The sequence below is a fragment of the Autumnicola lenta genome, from assembly GCF_031846515.1.
Lineage (GTDB): Bacteria > Bacteroidota > Bacteroidia > Flavobacteriales > Flavobacteriaceae > Autumnicola > Autumnicola lenta.
This window is the reverse complement of the sequence record NZ_JAVRHO010000004.1, coordinates 48,230-66,879: the sequence shown is the minus strand read 5'-3', so window position 1 is coordinate 66,879 and position 18,650 is coordinate 48,230. Positions and strand designations below refer to the sequence as shown.

The 18,650-nt window shown below is 38.7% G+C and carries 13 protein-coding genes; 6 read left to right on the top strand and 7 right to left on the bottom strand.

From position 1 onward, the window contains the following. The first annotated feature begins 176 nt into the window (after positions 1-176). Positions 177-1,466, top strand: coding sequence for a hemolysin family protein (locus tag RM545_RS03635; protein ID WP_311493957.1), 1,290 nt, complete (start codon positions 177-179; stop codon positions 1,464-1,466). A gap of 96 nt (positions 1,467-1,562) precedes the next feature. Further along, positions 1,563-3,683, top strand: coding sequence for a peptidylprolyl isomerase (locus tag RM545_RS03630; RefSeq protein WP_311493956.1), 2,121 nt, complete (start codon positions 1,563-1,565; stop codon positions 3,681-3,683). Between the two features lie 674 nt (positions 3,684-4,357). On the opposite strand, the gene RM545_RS03625 is transcribed toward RM545_RS03630, so the two are convergent. Together RM545_RS03625 and RM545_RS03620 are read right to left on the bottom strand one after the other, a co-directional pair. After that, positions 4,358-5,275: a GYDIA family GHMP kinase gene (locus tag RM545_RS03625; RefSeq protein ID WP_311493955.1), complete on the bottom strand. Its 918-nt coding sequence runs from the start codon at positions 5,273-5,275 to the stop codon at positions 4,358-4,360. Further along, positions 5,272-6,603: a hydroxymethylglutaryl-CoA reductase, degradative gene (locus RM545_RS03620; RefSeq protein WP_311494079.1), complete on the bottom strand. Its 1,332-nt coding sequence runs from the start codon at positions 6,601-6,603 to the stop codon at positions 5,272-5,274. Before RM545_RS03620 ends, RM545_RS03625 begins: the two co-directional genes overlap by 4 nt. Before the next feature lie 175 nt (positions 6,604-6,778). On the opposite strand from RM545_RS03620, the gene RM545_RS03615 reads away from it, so the two are divergent. From RM545_RS03615 to RM545_RS03605, 3 genes are all read left to right on the top strand, one after another. Beyond that, a complete protein-coding gene (locus RM545_RS03615) occupies positions 6,779-8,950 on the top strand; it encodes a S9 family peptidase (protein WP_311493954.1) in 2,172 nt (723 codons plus the stop codon). A gap of 22 nt (positions 8,951-8,972) precedes the next feature. After that, positions 8,973-10,580 (top strand): peptide MFS transporter, encoded by a 1,608-nt coding sequence (locus RM545_RS03610; RefSeq protein ID WP_311493953.1) that lies wholly within the window; start codon positions 8,973-8,975, stop codon positions 10,578-10,580. A 78-nt stretch (positions 10,581-10,658) separates the two neighbouring features. Beyond that, on the top strand, positions 10,659-11,204 hold the full coding sequence (locus RM545_RS03605) for a thioredoxin family protein (protein WP_311493952.1): 546 nt from the start codon (positions 10,659-10,661) through the stop codon (positions 11,202-11,204). Between the two features lie 167 nt (positions 11,205-11,371). Here the strand turns inward: RM545_RS03605 and RM545_RS03600 are convergent, their stop codons facing one another. From RM545_RS03600 to surE, 5 genes are read right to left on the bottom strand one after another with little or no spacing between them, the layout of a single operon-like run. Beyond that, a complete protein-coding gene (locus RM545_RS03600; protein ID WP_311493951.1) occupies positions 11,372-13,444 on the bottom strand; it encodes a ComEC/Rec2 family competence protein in 2,073 nt (690 codons plus the stop codon). A gap of 36 nt (positions 13,445-13,480) precedes the next feature. Next, positions 13,481-14,083, bottom strand: coding sequence for a C40 family peptidase (locus RM545_RS03595; protein ID WP_311493950.1), 603 nt, complete (start codon positions 14,081-14,083; stop codon positions 13,481-13,483). Positions 14,084-14,087: 4 nt separating this feature from the next. Beyond that, positions 14,088-15,203 carry a lipid-A-disaccharide synthase gene (gene lpxB, locus RM545_RS03590; RefSeq protein ID WP_311493949.1) on the bottom strand — a complete coding sequence of 372 codons (1,116 nt, stop codon included), beginning with the start codon at positions 15,201-15,203 and terminating at the stop codon, positions 14,088-14,090. A gap of 23 nt (positions 15,204-15,226) precedes the next feature. After that, positions 15,227-15,511, bottom strand: coding sequence for a hypothetical protein (locus RM545_RS03585; RefSeq protein ID WP_311493948.1), 285 nt, complete (start codon positions 15,509-15,511; stop codon positions 15,227-15,229). Next, positions 15,504-16,286, bottom strand: coding sequence for a 5'/3'-nucleotidase SurE (gene surE, locus RM545_RS03580; protein ID WP_311493947.1), 783 nt, complete (start codon positions 16,284-16,286; stop codon positions 15,504-15,506). Before surE ends, RM545_RS03585 begins: the two co-directional genes overlap by 8 nt. 145 nt (positions 16,287-16,431) lie before the next feature. Between surE and RM545_RS03575 the strand changes: the two genes are divergently transcribed. Beyond that, entirely contained in the window at positions 16,432-18,567 is a 2,136-nt protein-coding gene (locus tag RM545_RS03575; RefSeq protein WP_311493946.1) for a carboxy terminal-processing peptidase, read from the top strand. The last annotated feature ends 83 nt before the right edge of the window (positions 18,568-18,650 follow it).

Genomic DNA, 18,650 nt, shown 5'->3' with positions numbered 1-18,650 from the left:
TTTGAATATGCATATTTAGCTTTTGCTGCATTCTTCATCTTTGAAACTATCAGGATATGGGATCTCGAAAGGGACAGAGCTTATATATTCATATTTTTCGCTCTAATTTCCATCTTCATGTTTTTCTTTAAAAGGCGCTTTAGAAAAAAGCTTAAGGACCGAAACAAATAATCTATATGAATATAGATGTTCTAATTATTGTTCTTTCCCTTGTATTTTCTGCTTTTTTCTCCGGAATGGAAATCGCGTACGTTTCCTCCAATAAGATTTTTATTGAAATTGAAAAACGTCAGAACGATTTTCTTGCTACGGTTCTGAAAAAGCTCACAAAAAAACCTTCCAAATTTATTGCTACCATGCTGGTAGGGAATAATATCGCACTTGTTGTCTACGGCTTTTTTATGGGTGATCTCTTAATGGAATGGCTTGTGGGAATGCGTCCAGTGGAGAATGATATACTAAGATATCTCATTGTAGATTTAAGCCTTTTTACCCAAACGGTAATATCTACCTTGGTTATTTTGCTAACTGCGGAATTTCTTCCAAAGGTTTTCTTTCAGATTTATGCCAATTCCATGCTTAAGCTTTTTGCCGTACCGGCTTATTTCTTTTACCTGCTCTTTAGTTTTATTTCTTCTTTTGTCATATGGGTTTCAGACAAGGTGCTGAAGAGGTTTTTTAAAACTGAAGGGGACGAGGTTCAACTTGCTTTTACCAAGGTAGAGCTTGGAAATTTTATAAGTGAGCAGATGGAAACCGTAGAGGAGAATGAAGAAGTAGATTCCGAGATCCAGATTTTTCAGAATGCCTTAGAATTTTCTGAAATTAAAGCCCGCGAGGTAATGATTCCCAGGACAGAAATTATTGCGGTCGATCAAAAAGAAAACCCAGGGGATCTTATTAATAAATTTACAGAAACCGGTTTGTCCAAAATCCTGATTTATAACGAAACCATAGACGATATTATAGGCTACGTTCATTCATTCGAATTGTTCAAAAAGCCAACATCCATAAAATCTGTGCTTTTACCTGTTGTTTTTGTTCCGGAAACCATGTGGGTGAAAGATGTTCTTAACGTACTAATCAAAAAGCGAAAAAGCATAGCCGTTGTTATAGACGAATACGGTGGTACAAGCGGGATGATGACTGTAGAAGATATTGTCGAGGAACTTTTTGGGGAAATTGAGGATGAGCATGATTCCGCCATTCTAATTGAGGAAAAACTTGATGAAGATTATTACCGTTTCTCTGCAAGGACAGAAGTAGATTATGTAAATGAAGCTTACAAACTGGACATTCCGGTTGGTGAAAACTATGAAACCCTTGGGGGGTATATTGTAAATCATACTGAAGAAATTCCGCAGCAGGGAGAGGTTCTTAAAATTGAAAATTTTGAATTCCTGATCCTCGAAGTTTCCAATACAAAAATTGAGGTGGTAGAGGTAAAAGTCAAACCTGCTGACTAATTTTCTGCGAGTTAATATTTTGCTAATTATAAGTTTTATAATTAGGCTAAAAACACTATTTTCGCCCACTATATTTTGATAAAAAATTAATTACAAATGGCAGTATTAAATAAAATCAGACAGCGTTCTGTTTTCTTAATTATCATCATTGCTTTGGCTCTGTTCTCTTTTGTTTTGGCAGATGTTATACGTAATGGCGGATTGTCTTCACAGAAGTCACAAAACGTCATTGCTACAGTAAATGGAGAAGAAGTTAGTCGGGAAGAATTTGCACAGCAGGTAGAGGCCCTTCAGCGTAATACGAGAGGAAATGTAAGCGATATCCAGGCTGCTAACAGGGTTTGGGAGCTAAAACTTAGAGAGATCATTATTAAAGATCAACTGGAAGAGATAGGTTTAAGGGCTGAAGAAGATCAAATAACGCAGATGATCAGAGTTCAGATGGCAAATAATCCTAACTTCCAGAACGAAGCAGGAATGTTTGACGAGAACAGGTTGAAGGAATACGTGGCCAATATGAGAGCTACTTCTCCTCAGGCTTATGCTCAATGGCAGCAATACACTCAGAACATGGCAGCAACTGCCCGCCAGAATCTTTACTTTAACATGATAAGCGCAGGTGTTGGTGCAACAGTAACCGAAGCTGAGCAAGCTTACAGGTTAGAAAATGACAATATCGATCTTAGCTTCGTTCAGGTTCCATACACTTCCGTTCCAGATGATGAGGTGGAGGTTAGTAAATCTGAAATAAACGAATATGTAAAAAATCATCCGGCCAGATTTGAGACTGAAAAAGCTGTAAACCTTCAGTATGTATATTTTGAAGAAACTGCCTCTTCTGAAGATAAATCTGAAGCAAAGGAAGAAATCCAGTCTTTGATGCAGAACAGGGCAGAGTATAATTCTGCTTCAGGAGCAAATGATACCATTTCAGGATTTGGTGCTACAGAAGATGTTGAGGATTTTGTTAATCAATACTCAGATACTCCTTTTCAGGATCAGTTTCAGTTTAGAAGTGATCTTTCCGGAGAGCATGCAGAGCAGATTTTTAATCTTTCAGAAGGAGAAACCTATGGTCCTTACGAAGAAAATAATGCCTGGAAAATAACAAGAATGCTGGAAACCAGACAGATTCCTGATTCCGTAAAAGCCAGCCATATTTTAGTTACTTATGAGGGAGCGCAAATAGATCCTGAAGCTACTAGAACCAAAGCAGAAGCAGAAGCGCTTGCAGATAGCCTTGCTAATGTGGTAAGAAGAGATCAGTCAAAATTTGGAGATTTAGTTTCACAATTTTCTTCAGATCGTTCTAAAGAACAAAATGCGGGAGACTTGGGATGGTTTTCTCCGGGACAAATGATTCCCGCTTTTGAAGATTACGTTTTTGATAATGAAGAAGGTGATGTAGGTGTTGTGGAAACAGAATTGGGTTATCACGTTATTTCCATAGATGAGCAGACGGAAGAAGAGAAAGCAGTTAAAATTGCTACTGTGACAAAAGAAGTCGTTCCATCAGAAAGCTCCAGAAGTGACCTTTTTAACGAGGTGACAAAATTCCAGATTGCTGCAGCTGACGGCGATTTTACTGAACAGGCAAAAAGTGAAAACTATAATGTAAGGACAGTTCAACAAGTAAAAGCACTTGACGAAAATCTTCCCGGTGTTGGTCCTCAAAGAGGTGTAATACAATGGGCATTTGAAGAAGATGTGGAAGTGGGAGAGGTTAAACGTTTTGATACGCCTAATGGTTATGTTGTTGCACAATTAACTTCAAAAAAAGGTGCTGGATTAATGAGTGCCGAAGAAGCTTCTTCTACTGTTATTCCGATACTAACAAAGCGTAAAAAAGCTGAGATTATTAAAGAGGAAATTAGTGGTAATACGTTAGAGGCTATAGCTGAAAACCAAAATGTAATAGTTCAGACAGCCAACGCGGTTAATCTTAACAATCCTACATTGCCTGGTGCCGGTAGCGAACCAGAAGTGGTTGGTACTGCATTTGGGTTGGAAACCGGAAACCTTAGCGCACCTATCGCGGGAGATAAAGGAGTTTATGTGGTTGAAGTAACAGCTAAAAATGAAGCTCCGGCCTTAAACTCTTACAATGCTGTAGCACAACAGGAAACAATGCGTCGCCGTCAGGAAGCCAGTACAAGAGTTTTTGAAGCTCTAAAGAAAAATGCTGAGATTGAAGATAACAGGTCTAACTTCTACTAGAAGTTTCAGTTAAATAACATATGATATAAAAAAGTCTCCACTACGGAGACTTTTTTGTTTAATGTACGATAATTGCCATTTTGAAGTATTTACTTTTTCGGGTGAATTTTTGGCTAAATATTTTGGTATTAAGATTTGTAACCACCAATGCACGAATAATTATAACTAAGATTAATAGAACCGCAATCAGCTGTATGCCGATAATTGCCGATTTTGCAGGTGCATGCTGAAAGGCCAGTAAGATCAAGTTAAAGGCTCCTTCCCTTTTTTCAAGGGAAGGTGGCTTTATCAGCTTCGCTGATAAAGACGGAAGGGTAATAACATGCTGTGAAATCCAATTTCACTTCTAAATCGTATGAATTTTTAAATGAAATTTCCTGGGCGTGTGCGCTAAGGCAGGGCATCTTAGGCGATGCCTCGAAAATGGCAAATATGGTTACCTCAAGCTGTTCAGTGCTATACTTCTTGGTAAAGCTCAGACCAGCCAGGTTTTTAAAACCTGACTGGTCTTGTAGTTATTCTAAGATGAAGCCTCAAAAATGGCAATTATTAACGTATAAGAGTGAGTATATTGCTGCCTGATCCAGAGATTAGACCAAGGACCAACATTTTATCATTTAAAAGCAATTTTTCAGGCATTTCCTGTAGCGCAGGGTTCTTTACTTGAAAAATATCTACAATATAATATCTTCATAAGAAAAGATGGTGTTGTAACCCTTACTTCGGAAATACTCTTTTTCGTTTTCTCCTCCGGTGGCCATTACAAAATCACCGCCCCAGCCGCCAAGGCTTTTTATTTTACGCGGATAGTCATTAAACAGCTCCGTTTTCACCTTCGGAAGGTTTATTGCCTGAGAAATGAGCGTCTCATGAATTTCAATAAGCATTTCAAACTCTGCTAGACTTGTGCATTCAATAAATTGAAGGGTAATATTAGAAATTTTCTCAATTAGAACATTCAGGTTCTCCTGTGGCTGATTTTTATAGTGAGCAATGGCCTGCCTGCTGTTCTGTTTGTTGTTCAGATAAACAAAAAACAGGCCATCTTTAAAAGCAGGATGAAAATCGGCATTTAAGACCGTTCTTCCGGTTCCTGTTAATTGATAAGTCACAGGATTATTATTTTGCGCAGCAGCAATGTCGAATCCGCTGCCACCAAAAGTTTTTGCTAAAAGTTGGTATGCATCAATGTCGAACCATTGTGCAATATTATTTATGAGAGTAGAGGAGGTTCCCAAACCCCAATTTTGGTCAAAATTCAATTTCGTATCTACGTTATATCCCCTGTTTTCAGCAAATACTTCAGGATTTGAATGATACGCAGCCTGTAAAATCTGAATTAAGCGTTTAGCAACTTCAGAAGAAGCATTTTCTGAGATGCACTTTACTTCTCCGTTTTCAATCTTAAATTCTCCCTCAAACCATACTTTATCATCCTGGTCAAAGCTCTTCCAGTTTAGGATAGACACTTCACTTTCGTGAATTATAAGATCCTGAGAAAATTTCGTTGGGACAGTCAATGCTTTCGCTCCGTTTAAAACTGCATATTCGCCCGTGATGAGTAATTTACCGTTACTGTGGAATTTTTTCATTGTTTTCTGATTTTTTCGAGCTGATCTATCACGCTACTGTGCGAAACTTTATTTTTTCTGAAGAAATCTATAATAATTTCTTTTTCCTGCGGCGTTGCATGTTGTTGATTAAGAATATTCATAAGGTGCATCTTCATGTGCCCCTGTTGAATTCCTGTTGTTATTAAAGATTTAACCGCACCAAAATTCTGAGCCAGGCCTGCCACAGCAACAATTTTCATTAAATCTTCTGCGGAAGGTTTTTGAAGGATCTGAAGCGCTAATTTTACCAGGGGATGAAGGCTTGTAAGTCCGCCAACGGTGCCGAGGGCAAGGGGAATTTCCATCCAAAACCTGAAGATTCCGTTTTCAACTGAAGCATGGGTGAGACTGGTATATTCACCATCTTTTGAAGCGTAGGCATGAACTCCTGCTTCCACGGCTCTGAAATCATTTCCTGTAGCGAGTACAACTGCGTCGATCCCGTTCATGATTCCTTTGTTATGGGTGACAGCACGATGTTTTTCAACTTCAGCAATACGAATTGCTCTAAGAAACTTATCTGCGAATTCTTGACCGTCCAACTTGGGATCATCAGAAAGTTCATCCAGAGGGCAGGAAACTTCAGCTCTCACAAGACACTCCGGAACATAATTGGAAAGAATGCTCATCAGGATCTCGATATCTTTTTCTTCAGCAGTAAAATCTGAATAATTATGGGCTTCGTTCTGTAATACTTCAGCAAATTTTTCGAGACAGGAATTAATAAAGTTTGCACCCATAGAATCTCTCGTGTCGAAATTGCAGTGCAACTGATAATAGTTTTCGAGTTTTTCGGTTTTATCTCTAAGCTCCACCTCCAGAACACCGCCACCGCGCTTTTCCATATTTTTGGTGATAGGCTTTACCGCATCAAGCAATTGGGATTTTACTTCAGTAAAAAATCTTTGCAGTTTGCTAAAATCCCCTTTGTAAATAAAATGAACCTGGCCAATCTTCTTTGTGTTTAGCACCGTGGCTTTAAATCCGCCCCGGCTTCCCCAGAATTTGGCGGCTTTACTTGCTGCAGCAATTACCGAGCTTTCCTCAATGACCATGGGAATCGCGATTAGTCTGCCGTTAATTAAAAAATTGGGGGCAAGACCAAAAGGAAGGTAGAAATTGGATATAGTATTTTCTGTAAATTCATCATGTAACTGCTGGAGCTTATCCTCTCTGTTCCAATACTGCTTTAAGACTTTAACTGCCCCTGGATCATTATTTAGATAATTATTGCTAAGCCACTGAATCTTTTCTTCTTTGCTGAATTTGGAAAAACCGGCTACGGGTTCTGTCATTTTTGGGTTGATTTTTGAAAGTTCAAATATACAATTGTTATTTCTAGGAGTATAACCTGAAAGGCCAGGTAGATACAGCTTAAAAGCGAAATTTCCATTAACAGATTATTAGCATTTAACATATAAACGCTCCTTTTTTTGCTGAAAATTTAGTAAACTTGGCCTTTCGTAAAAATTATAAAAATTAATGAAGTTCCCTAAACTTGTTGCTACGTTTTTATTAATTGCAACCTCTTTTGTTCATGCCCAGGAAAAAGAGATCACCCTTGAAGAAATTTGGAATGGTACATTCCGGCAGGAGCGATTGCAGTCGCTGCAGTCCCTAAAAAATGGCAAGGAATACCTTGTGTTGAATAGCGATAGAAATGCGGAAAAGACTACTATAGATGTGTATAATTACAGTACCGGCGGGCAGGTTCGCACCATGCTGAATAGTGCAGATCTTCCTGAAATTTCCTCCTTTCAGGATTTCGAATTAAGTGAAGATGAGGGTAAAATCCTGATCAATACAGCTTCAGAGAAAATATACAGACGATCTTCCCGAGGGATCTACTATTTCTTCAATTTTCAAACTAAGGAATTAACAAAGTTAACCGATAAAATGGTTCAGGAGCCAACTTTTTCGCCAGATGCTTCCAAAATAGCATATGTTTTCGATAATAATATTTTTGTTTACGATATCGCTTCCGGAGAGGAAACACAGGTAACTTTTGATGGTGAGAAAAACAAGATTATAAATGGAGTGACCGATTGGGTTTATGAAGAAGAATTTGCTTTTGTAAAAGCTTTCCAGTGGAATCCTTCAGGTGAAAAAATAGCTTATATCAAGTTCGACGAATCTAAAGTTCCGGAATTCTCTATGGATATCTTTGGACAGAGCTTATATCCTTCAGAATATACTTTTAAATATCCCAAGGCAGGTGAAACGAATTCGCTGGTATCGCTGCACATGTACGATGTAGTTTCCGAAGAGAGTCAGGAAATAGATTTAAGTGAATATACCGATTTTTATATCCCAAGGATCAAGTGGAGTGCAGATCCAATGTTGCTAAGTGTACAGGTGATTAATCGCCACCAGAATGGTCTCGATCTTATCTTTGTAAATGCAGAAGATAACAGTAAAGAAGTGATCCTGAATGAAACTAACAAAGCTTATATAGACATTACCGATAACCTGACTTTTTTAGAGGATAACAGCTTTATCTGGACCAGTGAAAAAGATGGTTTTAATCATATTTATCATTACAATGATAAAGGATATTTGATTAATCAGGTAACTTCAGGAGACTGGGAAGTGACAAATTATTATGGCTTTGATCGCAAAAAGAAGAAAATTTTCTATCAAAGCACAGAAACAGGAAGTGTCAACAGGGCGGTATATTCTATAAATTCGAAGGGTAAAAGGAAAGAACTTTTAACTCCGGAAACAGGAACTAATAGTGCCGATTTTAGTGCTGATTTTACCTACTTTATTAATTCCTTCACTGATACTGAAACTCCCTATGTTTATACCTTACACCGTGCTAAGGATGGAAAACTCATCAGGGAAATAAAGGATAACAGCAAATTATTGGAACTGGAAGAAGCCTATAATTTTTCTCCAAAAGAACTTTCTGCGATTGAAGTCAATGGAAATGAGCTTAATATGTGGATGATCAAGCCTCAGGATTTTGATGAAAACAAGGAATATCCGCTTTTGATGTTTCAGTATTCCGGGCCGGGATCACAGTCGGTTTCCAATACTTATTTTAATTCCAACGATTACTGGTTTCAGTTACTGGCAGATGAAGGTTACATTATTGCTTGTGTAGATCCCCGCGGAACAGGTTATAAAGGTGCGGCATTTAAAAAAGTTACTCAGCATGAGCTAGGAAAATACGAAGTTGAAGACCAGATTGCAGCCGCACAAAAATTTGGAGCAATGGATTATATAGATGAAGACAGGATTGGGATCTGGGGCTGGAGTTATGGTGGCTTTATGTCTTCTAATGCACTGTTGCAGGGGAACAATACCTTTTCTATGGCCATTGCGGTTGCGCCGGTGACCAGCTGGAGATTTTATGACAGTATTTATACCGAAAGATATATGGCAACGCCACAAGAGAATCCTTCGGGTTACGACGATAATTCCCCGATAAATCACGTAGAAAAGCTGGAAGGGGATTATCTTTTGATCCATGGCGGTGGTGATGATAATGTTCACCTTCAGAATACAATGCGAATGGTAGAAGCTTTGATCCAGGCCAACAAGCAATTCGACTGGGCAATTTATCCGGACCGGGACCATGGTATCTATGGCGGGAACACCCGGCTTCATCTTTATACCAAGATGACAGATTTTATTAAGAATAAATTATAAAACCTAATACAAAAGGAATCACATGGAATTCAAATTTGGAGGTTCAGAACATAATCAACGTACAGTTTTAGGACATCCTGCGGGATTGTTCGTCCTGTTTTTTACAGAGATGTGGGAACGTTTTTCCTATTATGGAATGCGGGCTCTTTTGGTACTTTTCTTAACTGCCTCTCTCATGGAAGAAGGCTGGGGCTGGGAGCGACAAGATGCGCTTATCTTATATGGATGGTATATTGGCCTCGTATACGTCACGCCTATTTTTGGAGGTTTAATTGCAGATAAGCTCCTGGGGTACCGTAATGCGGTAGTATGGGGTGCGCTAGTAATGACTTTGGGACATGCATCCATGGCTCTGGAAGGTTTTACAGACAATTTTTTCTATTTGGGGCTGATACTTTTGATCCTCGGAAATGGATTGTTCAAACCAAATATTTCTTCTATTGTAGGGCAACTGTATAAGACAGACGACAAAGAAAAGGATGCTGGCTACACCATCTTTTATATGGGGATTAATGCCGGCGCATTTCTCGGAATTCTACTTTGTGGATACATTGGTGAAAACATTGGCTGGCACTGGGGTTTTGGTCTTGCGGGTGTCTTTATGTTCTTTGGAATGTTGCAGTTCTATTTTGGCCAGAAAATTTTTGGAGAGATTGGCTTAAAAACTACAAAGGAAATTGATTATGTAGATCAAAAGACAATTAAAGGTGAAGTGAAATCTGAAGGAGGAGGGAAATTTAAAAGTGAAGAGCCTGAGAAAAAAACTGAAGTTTCCGCTGGAGTAAAAGGAGACAGGATCCTCGTTATTTCTGTTTTTGCACTTTTCACCATCTTCTTTTGGTGGGCTTTTGAGCAGGCAGGTGGCTCCATGACCATTTTTGCTGCAGATTATACAGATAGGGTGCTGGTTGGTAGCGGTGCATATACGTTCAAAATAATTAATGCTATTATAACGATAGTTCCATTACTGGTAATAACCTATGTTCTGGGACTTCTTTTTAAACAGACCTTTGGCTCTTTTGCCAAGTCTAACACTTTCCTTGGTATTAGCTTCTTTATTATCTGGGGAATAGTAATTTATATTTTGTACAGAGAATTTATAGCAGATGCTTCAGAAGTTCCGGCCTCGTGGTTTTCTGTTTTAAACTCTTTGTTTATAATCCTTTTTGCTCCTTTGTTTTCAAAGATATGGGAGAGCAGATTTAATCCCACCGGTCCGGTGAAATTTGGAATCGGACTAATCCTATTAGGTGTGGGCTTTGGTGCTCTTGCATACGGGGCTTCTGGAATTCCGCAGGGAGCCCAGGTTGCTTCTGTAAGTATGATTTGGTTGATCCTGGCCTATTTCTTTCATACCATCGGGGAATTATGCGTTTCTCCGGTTGGATTATCTTATGTAAGTAAACTGTCGCCGCCAAAATTGGTGGGGCTAATGTTTGGGATCTGGTTTATGGCCAATTCTCTAGCTGGTATCCTTGGAGGTTATACAGGTGGCTATATTGATGCTATTTCTGAAGAATACTCATTATCTGTGTTCTTTCTCATTTTTACTTCAATTCCCATTTTGATGGGGTTAATAATGATAGCGATCAATAAATTTCTGGTAAAGAAGATGCACGGAATCAGATAGAATAAGATTCTATATATAACAGAAGCATTCTTATAATTTAGGAATGCTTCTTGCTTTGTTGAAGAAAAAAATAGAAATATGAAGCTTAAGATATTTACTTTCCTGATAATTGCCATTTTTGGTGCCGCTTCACAGGCGCAGGAAATTGAGTGGATGAGTATGAACGAGGCACTGGATGCACAAAAAGAAAACCCGAAGAGCATTTTTATGGATGCTTATACCAGTTGGTGCGGCCCTTGTAAGATGTTGGATAGTAATACGTTTTCCAATAAAGATCTTGCCCAATATGTGAATAAGCATTTTTATGCGGTTAAATTTAATGCCGAAGGTCCTGAAGAAATAGAATATAAGGACAGGGTTTTTAAAAATCCAAAATATGACGCAGAGCGTAGTGGGAGGAATAGTACCCATGAATTTGCCAGTGCAATGAGAATTTCAGGATATCCTACAATGGTGTTTTTTGATCAAAAAGGCGAAATGATTGCTCCTGTTGTTGGTTACCGGACTCCCGAACAATTAGAGATATTTCTGAAGTTATTTGCCGGTGATGAGTATAAAAAATTCACCAGTCAGGAGGACTTCACGGAGTACAGAGAGAATTTTAAAGGTGAATTTACAAACTGAAATAATTGCCCAATTGAACACCTAAATTTAGTTTTTGTCACCTTGAGCGGAGTCGAAAGGTCAAGCAAAAACGTCCCGACTGCGCTCGATGTAATAATTTTTACTACAAATTTATTAGTTAAGTGCTTTTCCGAACAAGCACTAAATCCAAAGATAATCAGAGACGGTTATTCCGGCTTTGATGAAACAATAAAAGCTCCCTTTTCACCTGTATAGTGGAAAGGGATTTTTTTATTTTCAGCGGTTTGTTTCCACTTTTCTACATAAGAACTGTAATTACTACCATCGGCGATAATTTGGTGAAGATTTAGTTCTGTAATTAATCTGTCGAGATTTAATTTTGGAGAGTTTGTCAGGAGTAAAATATTAGGTTCAAAATCCGGAATTTTATATACGGCTGCGCTATCCACAACCAGTAATTTTTTTCCTGAAAAGTTATAGATGCTTTGCATCTCATTTGAAGTCACAGTATTTGCTTTTGTGGCAACTTCATAATTCTTCAGAAATAGTTCTTTATCCGGTTGAATATTTTCAGAAGTATAAAGAGTCAGTATTTCGTTATTTCTGAAGCCCAAAACAGTTCCGCGACTTTTATGAAAAACTACAGCTTCAGCTTGTCGATAATTGTAGTTTTCGAAGAGGAGCCCGCACTGCAGAAAAATAACAGCAAATAAAAAGAAGCTCAAATTTTTGAAGTTCATTTTATGAATCAGCATAATTCCGGCAACAATCAGGAGATATGCCAGCACTGCAATTAATGCTGAAAACGTAATATCAGTGAGCACAAAGGCTTCCTGAGCAGCTACGACATCTACAAAAGAGTTCATTGCCGCAATACAACTTCCGTAGAAGTCCGCGAGGAAATCCGGAAGGGCATTAATCAGCGCCAGGAAAATGATCAGAATTCCAACTCCAAGGATAAATCCAATAAATGGAAGGAGCACGAGATTTGTCAAAAAGAACAGACCCGGAAATTGATGAAAATAATACAGGCTTAACGGCAAAACCCCAATTTGCGCTGCAATACTCACGCTAAGAATTTTCCAGAAGTAATCGGTGATTTTATATTTGGGCGAATAGAGGTTATCAAGTTTTGGCTGAATGGTGACAATTGCAAAAACTGCCAGATAACTAAGCTGAAAGCCCACCTGGAAAATGTAATACGGATTTATTAGTAGCAGTACCAAAAGTGACATAAACAGGGTGTTTATGGTGCTGGTTTTCCTTTTAAGCTGCATGCCAATTGCCAAAAACGAGAACATGGTCACCGCTCTAATTACCGAAGGGGACAAACCGGCTATAAAAGCAAATGCCCACAACAGGAGCACGATAATTGCCATTTTCAGGTACCTGCCTTTAGGGAAAAATTCCACCGGACGCAGGAGCCAGTTGAGAATAAGCAGAATGATTCCCACATGCAGGCCCGAAACTGCCAAAATATGGACTGCTCCGGCTGCAGCGTAGTTTTCATAGGTTTCTGCGGATATTTCCCTTCTATTACCCAGGATTAGCGCCTGGATAATTGCCATATCCTCAGGTTGGAAACTATGCGTTCTAAGGCTGGAAATACTTTTGTTTCGCCATTTCTCAGCGATGGCTTTAAAATGCCAATTTTCGTCCTTTAGTAACTCTATTTGCTGTTTAGAAATGTTCGTTTGCCGAAGAACACCCAGGTTCTTCATATATTCCCTGTAATTGAACTGGTGCGGATTGAGAGGCTGGTTTATTTCTTCCAAAGCAGCTGGAATCAGCAGTTTGTCGCCAACTTTAAGGTTCAATTCTGTTAAATCTTTGGAAATATTGATTAAAATTCTACCGGTGAGCTTTTTTCGGGTTAATGTTTCTTCTTCTGAAGTATTTTTATAAGCTTCAGAGGCTTCTGCAATGTATTTTTCGGCATAAAATCCGTCTTTTAGTCTTTCTGTAATGGTAACCTTAATAATGTCTTCAGAATTGACATTTTCAGAATAATGAATGTAGTGGTTTGGTTGATTTTTGGGCTCATGGAGGTGAACTGTGACCAATCCGATGGCGAAAAAGAGGAGATATGCTGTTATTCCGAAGAAAAAATCCTGAAATACATTTTTTGTAGCCCTGATGAAGGTGAAAATGAAGAAAAAAAGTACAGAACCAAAAATGACAATTATCGACCCACTGGAAAACTCAGCATAGAATCCAAATAAAATACCAAGCAGGAAAACCAGGCATAGCTTTATCAGCGTGACATTTAAGAATCTCAAGACACAGAAGAATTTACTTCTGAAGATATAGAAAAATTAAATTACCCGGCGCGCCATCACAAAATTATTATGCCAATAACTTTCTGAAAGTGAAGAAATTATTACTCCGCGTGAGCTTGTGGAGTGGATAAAAAGAATATGGTCCGGCAGTACGTCTACTACCAGTCCAACATGATTAATAACTTTTCTGTTTTTATTAGTTTCGAAAAAGAGCAGATCACCCACAGTGACTTCTTTTAAAAACAATCTTTTTCCTTCTAAAGACATCGCCCGTGATGTTCTTGGCAGCGGAATATCTTCTTCCAGGTAGGCTGTATAAACCAGCCCGGAGCAGTCCATTCCTCTTTTTGTAGTACCACCATATTTATAGCCGGTGCCTTCAAACTTTTTAGCGTTGGAAATGATGTTGTACACACGTTTATCTGCCGGTTCAATATCTGGGCTCGAATCAAATTTTTCTTCTGAAGAAACCATTCTTTCTGATCTGTCTTTAGAAGCAACTTTGGTTCTAAAGGAGCCGCAGGAAGTTAAGGAAATTGCGAAAATTAGGAGTAAACTGAATTTCAGAAGTCTGTTTTTAAGAATTTCTGATTTATTTCTTTTGAAGAAAACCTGATTTACGGCTGAAGTTTTTTCCATTTTTTCAACTTTTTGCAGCATTATAGATAAGTTCGGCAGTGGTTTGGCTTGCGCCGGCACCTCCTAATTTTTGTTCCAAAAGATAATAATCTTCAATTATTTTTTCACGTTTTTTTCCTTGGAGGATTTTATCAAGTTCTTGTTTTAAGTTTTTCTGATTAAAGTCATTTTGAATGAGCTCCTTTACTACTTCCCGATCCATAATGAGATTTACTAAAGAAATAAACTTTAACTGAATAATTCGCTTTGCAATATGGTAGGAAATAAAACTGCCTTTGTAGCACACCACCTCCGGAACTTTAAAAAGCGCGGTTTCCAGCGTCGCAGTCCCGGAGGTTACCAGTGCCGCATGCGCCAAATCGAGAATATCGTAAGTGCGGTTCATCACCAGGTTTACATTGCTTTTTTTTATGAACTGCTGGTAAAACTCCCTCTCCTGGCTGGGTGCACCGGCAATTACAAATTGGTAATCTTTGTAAGCTTCAGTAATACTCAGCATCACTTCAAGCATTTTCGATATTTCCTGTTTACGGCTGCCGGGCAAAAGGGCAATTATCGGCCTTTTATCCAGATTGTATTGTTTTTTAAAATCTTCAGCATCTACTTTCTTCCTGTTTGAAATGGCATCGATTAAAGGATGTCCTACAAAATGCACCGGGAAGTGGTGCTTCTTCTCGTAAAATTCCTTTTCAAAAGGTAGAATCACGTACATCTGATCAATGTCCCTTTTTATATCTGCAATCCGGTTTTCTTTCCAGGCCCAAATCTGAGGGGAAACATAGAAGTGAGTGGGGATTCCCTGCTGCTTTGCCCATTTTGCAATGCGAAGATTAAAGCCCGGATAATCTACAAAAATGAGTACGTCAGGATTATAACTGGAGATGTCTTCTTTGCAAAAGGAAATATTCTTAAGGATGGTACGCAAATTAAAAAGCACTTCCACAAACCCCATAAAAGCCAGGTCGCGGTAATGCTTTACAAGGGTGCCGCCCTGTTGCTGCATGAGATCTCCTCCCCAAAACCGAAATTCGGGATTTTCATCGACTTCCTTTAGGGCTTTGATGAGGTTGGAGGCGTGCAGATCGCCTGAAGCTTCTCCTGCAATAATGTAGTACTTCAAAGTCTGTAGGTTTTAAAATTTCTTCAGCTTACAATTTTATATACTGCAATGGCCACGGCGATGCAGATCGTAGCGAAGAGGACACCGCGGGCATGGTAATGTTGTTTTTTGTTCAGAAAAACAAAGAATGGGAGAAAATTAAGTATCGCTCCCAGGGCAATGAGCTTACCTAAATATTCGTTTCTTACAGCATCGGCCAGGGTATCGTCAATATTCATTTCAGAAAAAATTGAAATATAGAGAAAAACGCCACCAATATTTGCGGCCAGACCTACTAAAAATCCAATAAATAGATCCTGTTTAGACATTAAGATCGCGGCTGTTTAATTCTTTTATAAAATGGTGGGCGGTAAGATCGAACTGGACCGGCACTACGGAAACATATCCGTTTTTTAATGCCCATTCGTCTGTATCCTGGCCGTCATCTTTATTCACGAACTTCCCGGTGAGCCAGTAATAATCCCGGCCCTGCGGATTTGTTCGCTTGTCAAATTCTTCTTCCCAATGCGCGTTTGCCTGCCTGCAAACTTTTATTCCTTTAATTTTTGAAGCGCTTAATTTTGGCAAATTTACATTTAGGACAACTCCTTTTGGAAGTCCGTTTTTCAATACATCCTGCGTGATTTTCTTTACGTACTTTTTGGCTGGTTCAAAGTCTGCGGTAAGAGAATAATCCAGCAGTGAAAATCCTATAGCCGGAATGCCTTCCACACCGGCTTCCACAGCAGCACTCATCGTGCCGGAGTAAATTACATTAATTGACGAATTTGAGCCATGATTAATTCCGCTTACGCAAAGATCAGGCTTTCGGTGCAGGATTTCCTGCGTGGCAATTTTTACGCAGTCGGCCGGGGTGCCGGAACAACTGTATTCTTTATGCTTGTAATTTTTGTTAATTGTTACCGGCTCACAAAATAAAGTGTCGCTTATGGTAATCGCGTGGCCCATGCCGCTCTGTGGACTGTCGGGGGCAACCACGATCACGTCTCCCAATTCCTTCATCACTTCAACCAAAGCACGTATTCCGGGGGCGGTTATACCATCATCATTGGTTACTAAAATCAGTGGTTTTTCTTTCGGCATAACAGGTAATTTAATTTGGCTAAAATAGTAATTTCAAAATGAAAGCTTATCTTAGTAGTTTAACAAATTATTAGTAGCATCTATATTTGTTGGCACAGTTTTTAATGTATTTTGGAAGACGATAATGAAGAAATTTATGCGGTTTATGAAAAGAAATTTTAAAGTTCTTATTATGCTGATGGTTATGGCGGCCTCAGCATGCAGTTTTACAACTAAAAAGTTCGACGATCCCAGTAAAGATAAGCTCCTGATAGACCTTATTACTTATGTTTTAAATCAGGGACATTATGATGCCAGAGAAATAAATGACGAGTTTTCGAGGGAAGTGTATTTAGATTTCCTTGAGGCGATGGATCCTTCAAAGCGGTTTTTCTATGCTAAGGATGTAGAAAAGTTTAGTGAATATCAGGATCTTATAGATGATGAGATAAAGAATAAGGAAATCGAATTCTTCAATCTTTCCTATAGCAGTTTAAACGAGCGCATGGAAGAAGCACGAGGTTTATACAAGGATATTCTATCCCAGCCATTCGACTTTACTGAGAAAGAAAATATTAATACAGACTATGATAAGCTGGATTATGTTTCTTCTAAAGAGGAAATGAAGGAGCGTTGGAGAAAGCAGTTAAAATTTTCTACTTTAATCACTTTTAGAGATAAGAAAGAGCAGGAAGAGCAGAAGAAAGAGAATGATCCTGATTATGAAGTGAAATCTGATACCGAACTTGAAAAAGAGGCGCGGGAAGTAACTCTTGAAACACTGGACGAATATTATGATTTCACAGATGATCTTGAACGAGAGGATTATTTTTCAGTATACATAAACGCTATTGTAGAAGAATTTGACCCACATACCTTTTATTTTGCACCACAGGATAAAGATCGTTTTGATATTGCCATGTCTGGTAAGCTGGAAGGGATAGGAGCAAGACTTCAGAAGAAGAGTGACAACATTACCATTACCGAAGTAATTTCGGGTGGTCCTGCCTGGAGAAGTGAGGAGCTGGACGAAGGAGATGTAATTCTGAAAGTAAAGCAAGAAGATGAGGATGCCGCTGTAAGTATAGTAGGTATGCGACTTAACGATGCGGTAGATCTTATAAAAGGTCCTAAGGGGACTGAAGTCACCCTTACTGTTAGAAAAAAATTAATGGGTAACATTGAAGATATCACCATTACCCGGGATGTTGTTGAAATAGAAGAGACTTATGCAAAAACTTCTATGGTGGAAAAAGACGGAAAGAAATTCGGGTTAATCAATCTTCCTAAGTTTTACTTTAATATGGAAGATTATGAAGAGCGCAATGCTGCTTCAGATATTAAAAAGGATATCATCCGCCTTAAAGAACAAAACATGGAAGGACTCGTGCTTGATTTACGTAATAACGGTGGAGGATCTTTAAAAACTGTAGTTGATATTGCAGGGCTGTTTATTGAAGAAGGACCAATAGTTCAGGTAAAATCCAGTGGAGAAAGAAAAGAAGTGCTTGAGGACGAAGATCCGGAAGTACTTTGGGACGGTCCGCTTGTGATTTTGGTAAATGAACTTTCGGCGTCAGCTTCAGAAATCCTCGCTGCCGCAATGCAGGATTATAAACGAGCAATAATTATAGGTAGCAAACAAACTTACGGAAAAGGTACTGTGCAAAATGTTATAGATCTTAACCGTTGGTTAAGAAACAATGATTATGGTGATCTTGGTGCATTAAAACTGACAACCCAAAAGTTTTACAGAGTGAATGGTGGTTCCACCCAGCTTGAAGGTGTTAAAAGCGACGTGGTTGTTCCAGACCGGTACAGCTTTGTAGATATAGGAGAGAAAGATCAGGAAAATCCACTACCATGGGATAAAATAGATCCTGCGGATTATGAAGAATGGAGTGGTTATGTAGATCTGGACGCAACTATAGAGCAAAGTAAGCAGCGAATGAGTGAAAATGCTCAACTAAAGCTTATTGAAGAAAATGCAAGATGGATTAAGAACCAAAGTGAGGATAACAATTACTCTCTGAATTTTGAAGAATATTCCGCGAGCATTGAGCAAAGAACAGAGCAGGCAAAAAAATATGATTCAGTTAGGGAATACGAAACTGATCTTACTTACGTTTCTCTTCCTTACGAAGAAGATGCTTTTGCAAATGATACTATACTCAAAGAAAAAAGGGATAGATGGCACAGAAGCTTAAGCGGTGATGTTTATGTGGAAGAAGCTATTAATGTTTTATACAACATGAGGATGGACAGTTTTAAAAGTTCCAAATACGCGAATATTAAAGATTAGTTGAAGTAAATCTTACATTTGCAAAACGCCCTGAAATTTTTCGGGGCGTTCTTTTTTATATTTGAATTCTATGAAAAGAAAAA